Genomic DNA, 12,949 nt, shown 5'->3' on the forward strand with positions numbered 1-12,949 from the left:
TACAACCGGGGGGTATGTAAGGCCGGAACCAATTAAATAATTGGCACTGACATTCATCGACACACTATTGAGTTCTCAAAGAACACACGCACACACCATCGCGCAGATTTACTCTGATTGATCGGTGAGGCAACTTTTCAAGCTTAGCTCAGCCGCATACTCCGGTGCAAACCAGGGTCTCGATCGAGCTAGTGTGATCGTCAGGCGCTCCTCGTACTACCTCGTTTCCCTCGCCTCCGCTCAGCGTTTCCGCTGTGCTTCTCGGCTCCGGGTCGGTGTCCGTGTCGCTCTGACTTGAATAAAGTTACGTGTCGGCGTGCACGATGTCAAATCGCCTGGTCAGGAACGGTTTTCGATGACACGTGATCATTGTGTCCGTCCATTCCAGGCGAACAAGATCAATCAGCTGCGCCGACCCGCTCCACTTGACCACCCAATGCCTGCAGCTGCTCGACGAAATTCGGGTAGCCGCGGTCGATATGGAAGACGTCATGCACTTCGGTGACGCCATCCGCAACCAGACCTGCGAGCACAAGGCCCGCGCCTGCTCGAATATCCGACGACCACACCGGCGCACTGGACAACCGCGGAATCCCGCGCACCACAGCGTGATGTCCATCGGTCCGCGCATCGGCTCCGAGCCGGATCATCTCCTCGACAAAGCGGAAGCGCGCTTCGAAGACGTTCTCGGTGATCATCGAGGTACCGTCGGCGATCGCCGCGAGGCCGATGGCCATCGGCTGCAGATCGGTCGGGAACCCGGGAAAAGGCAGTGTGGAGAAGTTGACCGCACGCGGCCGGTCGGCCTGGACGACACGGAAGCCGTCCGGTTCGAACGAAATCCGCGCTCCCGCCGAACGCAGCTTGTCCAGCACCAGGGACAGATGCTTCGGGTTGACGCCGGTCACCCGGATGTCGCCCATAGTCATAGCGGCGGCGATCCCCCAGGTGGCGGCGACGATGCGATCGCCGATCACACGGTGCGTGGTCGGCGAAAGGCGCTCGACGCCCTCGATCGTCAGCACCGATGTGCCCGCGCCACTGATACGGGCGCCCATCTGAACCAGCATGTTGCACAGATCGACGATGTCCGGTTCACGTGCGGCGTTATCGATGACCGTCTCCCCTTCGGCGAGCACGGCCGCCATGAGGATGTTCTCGGTCGCCCCCACCGATGGAAAGTCCAGCCTGATCCGCGCGCCCCGCAGTTCATCCGCCCGCGCGACCACACAACCGTGTTCGATTTCGCTGGTCGCCCCGAGCAGGCGCAGGCCCGCCTGGTGCATATCCAGGGGACGCGAACCGATCGCGTCCCCACCGGGCAGCGCGACAACAGCCCGCTTGCACCGCGCCATCAATGGCCCGAGCACACACACCGACGCGCGGAACTGTGTCACCGCGGGAAAATCCGCGTGGTACTTCGGTTCCGCAGGCGTGTTGATGACGACGACCGAGCCATCGATCGTTACGTCGCAGCCGAGGCCGCGCAGCACATCAGCCATCAACGGCACATCGAGGATGTCCGGACAGTTCGTAATGGTGGTCGTACCCTCGGCCAGCAGGGCAGCGGCCATCAGCTTGAGGACACTGTTCTTGGCACCCCCAACCGCGACCTCACCGACGAGTCGATTCCCGCCGGTAACCAAAAACCTCTCCATGCCGCCTCTCAGTCCGCCTCTCCGGATATGCAGCGCACTATTGAGTGCCACGATAGTTGCGTTTCGGGCCGGCGGTAGGTGCCTGGCTCAGTTCCGGGCGTACCCGGCGAGTTACCCATGTAGTCACGAAATCAGCCGTTGCGTGTCGAGCCCATCGTGTCCGCGTTCGCGTCCATCATGATGCACCCGCCTGGTCTCCGCCCGGCTTCCAGAGCACATCGCCGCCAGGATTGGCGACCCGGCTCAGGATAAACAGCAGATCCGATAGACGATTCAAGTACTTTGCCGGCAGGACGTTCGTGTCGTCCGGGTGTGCCTGCACCGCGGCCCATGCGGAGCGCTCGGCGCGGCGCGCGACGGTGCGCGCGGTGTGCAACAGTGCCGCGAGCGGGGTGCCGCCGGGCAGGATGAACGAATTCAGCGGCGCCAGTTCGGCATTGAATTCATCGCACCAGCCTTCGAGCCGGTCGATGTAGGGCTGGGTGATCCGCAGCGGCGGGTACTTGGGCTCCGCGACGACGGGGGTCGACAGGTCCGCGCCCGCGTCGAACAGATCGTTTTGAATCCGGTGGAGCACCGCATGCAGCTCCGGCTTCGGGCTTCCGAGTGCGATGGCGACGCCGATGGCAGCATTGGTCTCGTCGCAATCGGCGTAGGCGACCAGTCGGGGATCGGTCTTGGCGACCCTGGAGAAGTCACTGAGTCCAGTGCTCCCGTCGTCCCCGGTACGCGTGTATATCCGCGTCAGATGCACGCTCACAAGACCACCTTAGATGTCGGACCTGAACGACTGACTGTTCAGAGGCCTGGAAGCCTGCGGGTGCGGTCGGACGGACGGGATTCGACCCAGGAAAGGAAGGCCGCGAGAGAACCGCGGTCCAGGGCGAGCTCGAAAGCGCCGTCGCTATCGGACACCGCGGTCACCGACAGTTCTTCGGTCATGATGTCGAACTCGTCGCCGCGCGGGCCGCGACGGTCACCGATCTCGATGCCCTGACGTCGAATAGTGGAGTCGGGGCCGAGTTTGAGGCTGGACAGCTTGTAGAAAACCAGCCGATCCTCGTCGTATCGGATCAGGCCGTGCCGCCAGCCCTGGCCGCCGCGCGCGGGCAGCACCCGCAGCAGCGCGGCCGTGCCACCACGACGCAGCATGATCAGACGATAGGTCGAAGCCAGCGCCAGGAAAACGAGCATGAGCACCAGAATGATCAGGAGAACCATCCCGGTCTGCAATGCCGTTCGTCCCTTCGCTCCGCCGCCGTCTCGGCGACACCTCGCGGTCATTCAACCACGGACCCGAGTTTACAAATGGCGGGGCCATGTCTTTTGCCCCGCAGCTCGTACCAACCCCCGAAACGACGCTGTCGGCGGCGAATAGTTTCGCCGCCGACAGCGTCGTGCGCAATGGTGGTGCGTGACTACGCGTTCGCGTTCTGCTCGACCGCGCGCACTCGGGCCTGAGCCGCCCGCTGCTGTTCCTCGGTGGCGTCCGAGTCGGCCAGCACCCGGCGGGCCGCCTCGACGTCGACCTCACCGGCGAACTCCGCGGACTCGGCGAGCACCCGGACCGTGCTAGCGGTCACCGAGAAGAAACCGCCGTGCACCGCAGCGACGATGCGCTGTCCATCGGTGTCGACGATGGTCACGGTGCCGCCCTCGACCAGCTGGCCGAGCAGCGGCTCGTGGCCCGGCATGATGCCGATCTGGCCCTCGGTGGTCTGCGCGCTGACGAACGACGCCTGGCCGGACCAGAGCAGTCGCTCGACCGCGACGAGATCAACTGACATTTCCGCCATCGGTGACTACTTTCCGGCGATCTTCTTCGCGGCGGCCTCGACGTCGTCGAGTCCACCACAGCTGTTGAACGCCTGCTCCGGGAAGTGGTCGAACTCGCCCTTGCAGACGCGGTCGAACGCCTCGATGGTGTCGGACAGCGGCACCACCGAACCCGGCTGGCCGGTGAACTTCTCGGCGACGATGAAGTTCTGGCCGAGGAACTTCTCCAGGCGACGGGCGCGGCCGACGAGGACCTTGTCCTCTTCGGAGAGCTCGTCCATGCCGAGGATGGCGATGATGTCCTGCAGTTCCTTGTACTTCTGCAGGATCCGCTTGACCTCGTTGGCGACCCGGAAATGTTCCGCACCGACGATCGAGGCCTCCAGGATGCGGGAGGTCGAGGTCAGCGGGTCGACGGCCGGGTAGATGCCCTTCTGCGAGATCGGGCGGGAAAGCTCGGTCGTCGCATCGAGGTGGGCGAAGGTGGTCGCCGGGGCCGGGTCGGTGTAGTCGTCGGCGGGCACGTAGATGGCCTGCAGCGAGGTGATCGACCGACCACGGGTCGAGGTGATGCGCTCCTGCAGCTCACCCATCTCGTCGGCCAGCGTGGGCTGGTAACCGACGGCGGAGGGCATACGGCCGAGCAGCGTCGACACCTCGGAACCAGCCTGGGTGAACCGGAAGATGTTGTCGATGAACAGCAGCACGTCCTGGTGCTGCACGTCGCGGAAGTACTCGGCCATGGTGAGGGCCGAGAGAGCGACGCGCATACGGGTGCCCGGCGGCTCGTCCATCTGGCCGAAGACGAGGGCGGTGTCCTGGAGGACGCCCATCTCTTCCATTTCCAGGTGCAGGTCGGTGCCCTCACGGGTGCGCTCACCGACGCCGGCGAACACCGACGTACCGGAGAACTCACGCGCGATACGGGTGATCATCTCCTGGATCAGCACGGTCTTGCCGACACCGGCACCACCGAACAGACCGATCTTGCCGCCCTTCACGTACGGGGTCAGCAGGTCGATGACCTTCACACCGGTCTCGAGGATTTCGGTCTTGCCCTCGAGCTGATCGAATGACGGTGGCTTGCGGTGGATGCCCCACTGCTCACCGTCGCGGCCGAGGCCGGGGGTGTCGAGGCAATCGCCGAGGGCGTTGAACACGTGGCCCTTGACGACGTCACCGACGGGCACCGAGATCGGCTTGCCGGTGTCGGAGACCTTCGCCCCACGGACCAGGCCGTCGGTCGGCTGCATCGAGATGGTGCGCACGATGTTGTCGCCGAGGTGCTGGGCAACCTCGAGGGTCAGGGTCTTGGCCACCGAGGCCAGGGCGATCTCGGCGTGCAGAGCGTTGAACAGCTCTGGGATGGAACCCCGCGGGAACTCGACGTCCACGACGGGGCCGATGACACGGACGACGCGGCCTGTTGTCGCGCCCGTCCGGCTTTCTTGCGTGACTGCTGCGGTCATTATTCTCTTCCTGCGCTTAGTCGCGGTCCGAGCTCGAAGCCAGCGCGTTCACGCCGCCCACGATTTCACTGATTTCCTGCGTGATCTGGGCCTGCCGCGCCGAGTTCGCCTGCCTGGTAAGGACATTCGACAGCTCATTGGCGTTATCGGTGGCGGCCTTCATTGCGGTGCGCCGAGCCGCGGACTCGGATGCCGCTGCCTCGAGCAACGATGAGTAGATACGCGTGTTGATGTACTTGGGCAGCAGGGCTGCCAGCAGCACATCGGCGTCGGGCTCGAACTCGTACTGCGCGTGCACATCGGCGGTGGCCGAATCGGACAGGCTGTCCTCGCCCATGTCGAAGTTCTCGTCGACGTAGCTCACCTGGATCGGCGCCAACCGGCGCACCTCCGGGGTCTGCGTCAGCATCGAGACGAACCGGGTGTACACGATGTGCAGCTCGTCGACACCGGCGATATTGCCGGTGCCGTTCGGAGCGGGAACTTCGCCGTCGGAGCCGGCCATGAAGCTGTCCACCAAGTGCCGGCACGCGGCCGACGCATCGGTGTACTTCGGCTGCTGGGAGAACCCGGTCCACGACGCACGTGGCGCACGGTTGCGGAAGGTGTAGTAGATGAGGCCCTTGTTGCCCATCACGTACACCACCGGCTCTTTACCCTCGCCGCGCAGCGTGGTCATGAGCTCCTCGGCGCGCTTGAGCACGTTCGAGTTGTAGCCACCACACATACCGCTGTCACTGGTGATGACCAGCACAGCGGCGCGACGCGGGTTGGTGCGCTCGGTCAGCAGTGGATGCGAGAGATTCTTGGAAGCACTCGCGAGCTCACCGAGAACCTTGGTGATCTCCTCCGCGTACGGCTTGGCCGCAGCAACCCTGGCCTGAGCCTTGGTGATGCGCGAGGTCGCGATCAGCTCCTGGGCCTTGGTGATCTTCTTGATCGAATTCACACCACGAATGCGGGAGCGCAATTCACGCAGGTTTGCCATCAGCGGTTCACTCTCCCTTCATTCGCGGCATTGGATTGGCGGTAACGCATGGCTCGCCCGCGCTACTTCTCGACGTGCTTGCGGGTCACGGTGAGCGACTCGACCTCTTCGGACTCGAGCTCGCCCGCTCCGTCCTCGCTCACCACACGACTGCCGTCGGAGGCGAGGAAGCCCTGCTTGAACTTGTCGGTGGCCACCTTGATCGCGTCGGCCGCGTCGCCCTGCAGCACCTTGCCGCCCGAGATCGACTCGAACGCCTCGGGTGCGGTGCGGTGCAGCTCTTCGATCAGCTCGGCGTTGAACCGGCGGATGTCGGCAACCGGGACCGACTCGTAGTAGCCGGCGTCGACCAGGAAGATCGAAACGATCTGGTCTTCGACGGGGACCGGCGAGTACTGGTCCTGCTTGAGCAGTTCCACCCAGCGGGCGCCACGCTCGAGCTGGGCGAGGGAGGCCGCGTCCAGGTCGGATGCGAAGGCGGAGAACGCCTCCAGCTCGCGGTACTGCGCCATTTCCAGACGCAGCGAACCGGCGACCTTCTTCATGCCCTTGGTCTGGGCGGCGCCACCGACACGGGAGACCGAGGTACCGACGTTGATCGCCGGACGGACGCCCTTGTTGAACAGGTCGGACTCGAGGAAGACCTGGCCGTCGGTGATGGAGATGACGTTGGTCGGGATGAAGGCCGAGATGTCGTTGGCCTTGGTCTCGATGATCGGCAGACCGGTCATCGAGCCCGCGCCCATCGCGTCAGACAGCTTCGCGCAACGCTCCAGCAGACGGGAGTGCAGGTAGAAGACGTCACCCGGGTACGCCTCGCGGCCCGGCGGGCGGCGCAGCAGCAGCGAGATCGAGCGGTAGGCCTCGGCCTGCTTGCTCAGGTCGTCGAACACGATCAGGACGTGCTTGCCCTGGTACATCCAGTGCTGGCCCAGAGCCGAACCGGTGTAGGGCGCAAGCCATTTGAAGCCGGCGGAGTCCGAAGCGGGGGCCGCGACGATGGTGGTGTACTCCATCGCACCGTGCGCCTCCAGCGCGGTCTTGACGCCCGCGATGGTGGAGCCCTTCTGGCCGATCGCGACGTAGATGCAGCGCATCTGCTTGGTCGGATCGCCCGACTCCCAGTTGGCCTTCTGGTTCAGAATCGCGTCGATGCAGACCGCGGTCTTGCCGGTCTTGCGGTCGCCGATGATCAGCTGACGCTGGCCACGGCCGATCGCGGTGAGCGCGTCGATGGCGGTGATACCGGTGGCCATCGGCTCCTCGACCGGCTGGCGCTGCAGCACCGACGCGGCCTGCAGCTCGAGCACGCGCTGCTCTTCGGCTTCGATCTCGCCGAGGCCGTCGATCGGCTGACCGAGCGGGTTGACCACGCGGCCGAGGAACTTGTCGCCCACCGGAACCGAGAGCACGTCGCCGGTACGACGGACTTCCTGACCCTCTTCGAGGGTGGCGTACTCGCCGAGGATAACCGCACCGATCGCGCGGTCCTCGAGGTTCAGCGCCACGCCGAGCACACCACCGGGGAACTCGAGCAGTTCGTTGGCCATCGCCGAAGGCAGACCGCTCACGTGGGCGATGCCGTCGCCGGTGTCGGTGACAACACCGACTTCTTCGATGGAGGTTTCCGGGGTGTAGCTCTGGGTGTAGCTCTCGATCGCGCTACGGATCTCATCGGTGGAGATCGTCAGCTCCGCCATAGTCTTCCTGCTCTCGCTGTCTGGTCTCGAATGTCGGGGGGATTAGGAGTCGTCAGGCTGTGACATCAAGCCAGGGCCCGACGCAGCCTTTCCAGTCGGCCGGTGGCGCTGCCGTCGATCACGTCGTCGCCGATGTGCACGACGACACCGGTCAGCAGACTCGGATCGACCTGGACGTGCACCGTGACCGGCTTGCCGTAGATGCGCTGCAACGACGCCGCAAGGTGGCCGCGCTGCCGGTCGGTCAGCGCGATCGCCGCGCGAACATGCGCGACGATCTGCTCGCGCCGCGCGGCCGCGAGATCGGACAGCTCGTCGAATGCTTCGCCGATGCCCGTCTTCGACCGGGTGACCACCTGGTCCGCCAGGGTCTGGGTGATGGTGTCGGTTTTGCCCGTGAGCAGACCGCCGATCAGCTCGCGCTTGGCCTCAGCGGGCTTCGCGTGGTCCGACAGTGCCTGCTCCAACTCGGGGTTGTCGCTGATGATCCGGCCGAGTCGGAACAGTTCGTCCTCGACCGCGTCGATCCGCCCGCTGTCGGCAGCCGACTCCAGCAGCGCTTCCTGCCCGAGCAACACCAGGGTGTCGACCAAATCGGCAGTGCGCGACCAGTTCTGGGCCACCGCGGTGGTCAGCACCGCCAGCGTGGCAGCGCTGACCTTGCCGCTGAAGACCCGCTCGCTCAGCTCGGCGCGAACCGCGCCGGGCACCGAAACGTCCGCGAGCGCAACACGCAGCGAACGCTGGTCATCCAGCACGGCGACAACGGCGAACAGTTCCGACCCCGTCGTGGCCGCAACACTGTCGCTTCCGGTCAGAGCGGCCCGAAGCGCCTCCCGGGACCGGGAGCTTGCCTCGCGGCTCGCTGCGTACATGCTTCTCACTTTCGCGTCGCTACCTTCCGACCCCGATGCCGGCATTCGACTGGTCGAGCTCGGACAGGAACCGCTCGATCGAAGCCGCTTGCTTGGCCTCGTCCGAAACCGACTGTCCGATAATCTTTTCCGCCAGATCGACGGCCGTCTGTCCGACCTCGGCACGCAGTTCGGTGAGGATCTGCTGCCGCTGGGCTTCCAGCTGGCTGTGGCCTGCCGCGACGATGCGGTCGCTTTCGGCCTGGGCTTCCGTGCGCATCTGCGCGAGGATCTGCTGGCCCTGTATGCGTGCGTCCTCACGGATGCGCGCGGCCTCGAGCCTGGCCTCGGCCAGCTGCTGCTGATACTGCTGCAGGGTCAGCTGGGCCTCTTCCTGCGCGGCCTCGGCCCGCTGGATGCCACCCTCGATCTTGTCGGCACGCTCGTCCAGCACCTTCATGAGGCGCGGAATTACGTACTTGTAGAAAATGAAGCCGATGATCGCGATGCAGACCACCGACCACACGATGTCGTATGTCTCGGGGATAAGGGGGTTGACATCTCCCCCCTTCTCCGCGGCGAGCACAGAAAGCGTGGTCATCGCAAACTCAGAAAATGAAGCCGGCGACGAGGCCGATCAGCGCGAGCGCCTCGGTGAACGCGATACCGAGGAACATGTTGGTGCGGATCGTGCCCTGCAGCTCGGGCTGACGGGCGATGCCCTCGATCGCCTTACCGACGACGATGCCCACGCCGATGCCCGGGCCGATGGCGGCCAGACCGTAGCCGATGGCGCCGAAGCCCTTGAACGTCGACTCGTTGGTTGCAGCTTCCTGGGCCAAGTACGCGAGGCTCATGAGTTCCATTCCCTTTCTGTTGCCCACACGCCGGTCGGCGGGTGTAGCAGGTATCCGGTAGTTGTTCGGGTCAGTGCGAGTCAGCGTGTTGCGCAAGTCCGATGTAGACGGCGGTCAGCAGTGCAAACACGTAGGCCTGCAGGAAGATGACCAAAATCTCGAAAAGGGTGAATCCGAGTCCCGCGATCAGCGAGAACGGCGAGAACACCTTCATCCATGAGGTGGCGTCGAACAGGAAGAACCAGGTGGCGCTGAAGAACAGCACCAGCATGATGTGACCTGCCAGCATGTTCGCCATGAGTCGGACCGTCAGCGTGAACGGGCGAAGGATAAAAGTCGAGACGAACTCGATCGGAATCAGCAACACGTGCAAGGCGGGCGGAACATTCGGAACCACGATGCTGCTGCGCATGTACTTGAGGAAGCCGTACTTCTTGATACCCACGTAGTTGAACGTGATGTAAGCAAGTGCGGCCAGCACCAGCGGCATGCCGATTCGGGCGTTCGACGAGATGTTCAGCCCCGGAATGATGCCGGAGAAGTTCAGGAAGAGGACCGTGAAGAAGATCGTCGCGATCAGCGGGAAAAACTTGCGGCCGGATTCTTTACCGAGAACCTCGTCGCAAATCTGTTCCTTGACGAACACCAAACCGGTTTCGGCGACGTTCTGCAGGCCGCGCGGGACGATGCGGGGACTCCGGAATGCCAGCACCATCACAATGGCGAGCACTGCCGTCATGAGCAGACGGATCAGCATCAGTCGGTCGAGTTCGAACGGCGTACCCTCGAACAGCACAGCTGGAGGGAAGAAGTCGGACAGCGATGGCGCGTGGAACTCGCCCGCCAAAGTGGTGACGCTCAGCGTTCTCTCCCGTGTTCGGGCCGTGGGTTCGGTCGTACCCACGGTTCGATCGGACATTGACGATCAATTAGTCGACTCAGGTCGGCTCGAATTTCGTCAGCAGCTGTGCGGCGGGATGGATTCCACCTGGCGTCTGTACGTGTGTCGGCGACATCGTCGACATGCAGAACCGGAACACCCCTCGGAGCCCGGCACGGCAGTAAGCATAGCGGCACTCAGCGGGATCGGGGTGATCCCCCCTCGCTTGGTTGCTTGCTTACCAACACTTTACCAAGTTATCTACGACAGTGTGTAGGTGGGTGCGATTTATTACTGACCAGTACCCGGTTCGGGCTCGGCATCGGGCACCGTCACGTACGGAACCTTCTGGCGCAGAACGCCATACGTCTCCGCTCCGAGAACGATGACGAGAGCGCCCACCACGGTCAGGAACAGGGCCATCCGGTTGTAGAAGTCGAAGTTCTGCAGCACCGCCACAACCACCATCGCGACCAGCAGCTTGCCGACCCAGCTGACCAGCATGACCAGGCCCGCAGTGCTCGCGGGCAGCTTCGCGCCGAGCAACACGACGACCGCCGTGGTGAGGATGAAACCGCCGCCGATGGCCGCGCCGATCAGCGCACCCCAGAGGCCGGGCATACCAGCCGCCGCGGAGGCGATCGCCACGGCGAGCACGACCAACACGATCAACCCGATCGCGCCGTAGCGCAGCGCCGCCTTGAGCGGCGCTTCGGGACCGGGGACAGGTGTCGGAGTAAAGCTCACGACCAAAACTTTACCCGGGCGGCGTCCGGTCACCCGCTGCCTCCCCGCGGCGCAGGCCCGGGATGGCGGTGACGACGAGGGCGAAAACCAGTCCGCCTGCCATCAGCAGCACCACGAGCCGCCGGTCCATCAGCGCGGTGCCGACGGCGCCGAAAGCGAGCACACCGACCCACAAATAGATGAGCAAAACCACGCGCCGGTGGGAATGTCCGATCTGCAGCAACCGGTGATGCAAGTGCATTTTGTCCGGAGTCGAAAAACTCACACCCGCACGTACCCGACGGACAATCGCCAGCAAAAGATCGAGCACCGGAATGAACATCACCGCACCGACCAGCAGCAGCGGCGACAGCAGACCGACGATGTCGCGCGGCCCGTATCCGTTCAGCGGAATTCGGCCGGACGCACCGGTCGACACCGCGGCGAGCATCAGCCCGATCAGCATCGATCCGGAATCGCCCATGAATATTCGGGCAGGCTGAAAATTGTGCGGCAGGAATCCGAGGCAGGCGCCTGCCAGCGCGGCGGCGAGCAGGGCGGGCGGATAGGTGTCGACCGAACCGCCCTGGTCGTAGAGCAGCCCGACGGCGAAAACGAAGACCGCGCCCGCGCAGATCAATCCGAGTCCGGCCGCGAGCCCGTCCAGCCCGTCGACGAAATTCATCGCATTGATCAGGGTGACGGTGATCGCCACGGTGACAAGACCGCTCTGCAGCGCATCGAGCACCACCGTGGTGTCGTTGAAGGGGTCATAGATGACGTACCAGCTCAGACCCATCACGGCCATCACACCCGCCGCGGTGACCTGGCCAGCGAATTTGGTGAGCGCGTCCAGACCCCATCGGTCGTCGACGATGCCGACGAGCACGATGAGCGTGGCCGCGACCAGCACCGCGGGAATGTCCGGCGCATAGTCGAAACCGCGGCGCAACGCGGGCAGCTGGTGGGCGAACAGCACGGCCGCGACAACGCCGACGTACATGCCGACACCACCCATTCGAGGAATGGGCTTGACGTGCACATCACGTTCACGCGGCACGGCGACCGCGCCGAAAGCGATAGCGAGCACCCGAATTCCACCGGTGGCCAGGAATGTCACCGTCGCGGATATGAGCAGGACAAGCAGCAGCTCACGCAGCGGAACAACCGAGCCCCACCCGAAAATCGGGTCAGCGAGTATCTGATCGGCGAGGAGATCAGACTGTCCACCGATCACCGCGACACGGCGCCGGTCAGGGCTTCCGGCGACATTCCGAGCACCTCGGCAATATCGGCGACCGACACCGCGCCCTCGCGCAGAATGCGCGGCTGGTCGGCGGTGAGATCGACGATGGTGGAGGCGACGGCATGCTCGGACGGCCCGCCGTCGAGGTAGACCCCGACCAGATCGCCGAGCTGATCGCGCGCCTCGGCCGCGGTCTTGGCAGGCGGCTGTCCCGAAACGTTGGCACTGGACACCGCCAGCGGGCCGACCTCACGCAGCAGCTCGAGCGCGACCGGGTGCAGCGGCATCCGCAGCATCACGGTTCCTCGGGTGTCGCCGAGATCCCAAGCCAGCGAAGGGGCTTGCTGCACAACGAGACTCAGTCCGCCGGGCCAGAACGCACGAATCAGTTCGCGGGCCTGCGGGCGCACCGAGAAGACCAGGCCGTCGATGGTGTGCCACGATCCGACCAGCACCGGCACCGGCATGTCCCTGCCGCGTCGCTTGGCCGCAAGCAGCGAACCGACCGCCGACGAATCGAACGCGTCGACGGCGAGGCCGTAGAGCGTATCGGTGGGCAGCACGACCAACCGCCCGGATTTCAGGGCACTGGTGGCTGCGGTCAGTCCGGCAGCGCGGGAGTCGGGATCCGCGCAGTCGTAGACGGTACTCACGCCCCCCATCCTGTCACAGTGTTTTTTGGCAGCGCCTGCGGCGCTGCGTGTTGGCGGGCCCCCGGGTGGGGGGGGGGGGGGGGGGGGGGGGGGGAGAAGAGCGCGGAGGGGGTGGGGGGGGGTGGGAGGGAGAGTGTGGAGA

At 64.7% G+C, this 12,949-nt stretch carries 14 protein-coding genes; all 14 read right to left on the reverse strand.

Features of this window, described 5'->3' with window-relative positions; all coding sequences use genetic code 11:
• Window positions 1-398 precede the first annotated feature (398 nt).
• On the reverse strand, window positions 399-1,658 hold the full coding sequence (gene murA / locus ACFU4Z_RS00005; RefSeq protein ID WP_379058012.1) for a UDP-N-acetylglucosamine 1-carboxyvinyltransferase: 1,260 nt from the start codon (window positions 1,656-1,658) through the stop codon (window positions 399-401).
• Window positions 1,659-1,833: 175 nt separating this feature from the next.
• On the reverse strand, window positions 1,834-2,418 hold the full coding sequence (locus tag ACFU4Z_RS00010; protein ID WP_379058014.1) for a cob(I)yrinic acid a,c-diamide adenosyltransferase: 585 nt from the start codon (window positions 2,416-2,418) through the stop codon (window positions 1,834-1,836).
• 38 nt (window positions 2,419-2,456) lie between these two features.
• Entirely contained in the window at window positions 2,457-2,879 is a 423-nt protein-coding gene (locus ACFU4Z_RS00015) for a DUF2550 domain-containing protein (protein WP_328409885.1), read from the reverse strand.
• Window positions 2,880-3,076: 197 nt separating this feature from the next.
• A complete protein-coding gene (locus tag ACFU4Z_RS00020; protein ID WP_379058017.1) occupies window positions 3,077-3,454 on the reverse strand; it encodes a F0F1 ATP synthase subunit epsilon in 378 nt (125 codons plus the stop codon).
• Window positions 3,455-3,460: 6 nt separating this feature from the next.
• A complete protein-coding gene (gene atpD, locus ACFU4Z_RS00025; protein WP_364906523.1) occupies window positions 3,461-4,903 on the reverse strand; it encodes a F0F1 ATP synthase subunit beta in 1,443 nt (480 codons plus the stop codon).
• A 16-nt stretch (window positions 4,904-4,919) separates the two neighbouring features.
• A complete protein-coding gene (locus ACFU4Z_RS00030) occupies window positions 4,920-5,891 on the reverse strand; it encodes a F0F1 ATP synthase subunit gamma (protein WP_379058019.1) in 972 nt (323 codons plus the stop codon).
• 62 nt (window positions 5,892-5,953) lie between these two features.
• Window positions 5,954-7,591, reverse strand: a complete 1,638-nt coding sequence (gene atpA, locus ACFU4Z_RS00035) for a F0F1 ATP synthase subunit alpha (RefSeq protein WP_379058021.1) — start codon at window positions 7,589-7,591, stop codon at window positions 5,954-5,956.
• A 65-nt stretch (window positions 7,592-7,656) separates the two neighbouring features.
• Window positions 7,657-8,466 carry a F0F1 ATP synthase subunit delta gene (locus ACFU4Z_RS00040; protein ID WP_379058023.1) on the reverse strand — a complete coding sequence of 270 codons (810 nt, stop codon included), beginning with the start codon at window positions 8,464-8,466 and terminating at the stop codon, window positions 7,657-7,659.
• A 19-nt stretch (window positions 8,467-8,485) separates the two neighbouring features.
• Entirely contained in the window at window positions 8,486-9,046 is a 561-nt protein-coding gene (locus tag ACFU4Z_RS00045) for a F0F1 ATP synthase subunit B (protein WP_379058026.1), read from the reverse strand.
• A 7-nt stretch (window positions 9,047-9,053) separates the two neighbouring features.
• Complete coding sequence (locus ACFU4Z_RS00050) at window positions 9,054-9,302, reverse strand: ATP synthase F0 subunit C (RefSeq protein ID WP_364906576.1); 249 nt, start codon at window positions 9,300-9,302, stop codon at window positions 9,054-9,056.
• Between the two features lie 70 nt (window positions 9,303-9,372).
• Window positions 9,373-10,221, reverse strand: a complete 849-nt coding sequence (gene atpB, locus ACFU4Z_RS00055; protein WP_379058029.1) for a F0F1 ATP synthase subunit A — start codon at window positions 10,219-10,221, stop codon at window positions 9,373-9,375.
• Between the two features lie 252 nt (window positions 10,222-10,473).
• A complete protein-coding gene (locus tag ACFU4Z_RS00060) occupies window positions 10,474-10,929 on the reverse strand; it encodes a hypothetical protein (protein WP_379058031.1) in 456 nt (151 codons plus the stop codon).
• Window positions 10,930-10,939: 10 nt separating this feature from the next.
• On the reverse strand, window positions 10,940-12,094 hold the full coding sequence (locus ACFU4Z_RS00065; RefSeq protein WP_379059270.1) for an MraY family glycosyltransferase: 1,155 nt from the start codon (window positions 12,092-12,094) through the stop codon (window positions 10,940-10,942).
• Between the two features lie 47 nt (window positions 12,095-12,141).
• Window positions 12,142-12,807 carry an L-threonylcarbamoyladenylate synthase gene (locus ACFU4Z_RS00070; protein WP_379058034.1) on the reverse strand — a complete coding sequence of 222 codons (666 nt, stop codon included), beginning with the start codon at window positions 12,805-12,807 and terminating at the stop codon, window positions 12,142-12,144.
• Window positions 12,808-12,949: the final 142 nt, after the last annotated feature.

It is taken from the genome of Nocardia sp. NPDC057440 (assembly GCF_042802915.1).
Lineage (GTDB): Bacteria > Actinomycetota > Actinomycetes > Mycobacteriales > Mycobacteriaceae > Nocardia.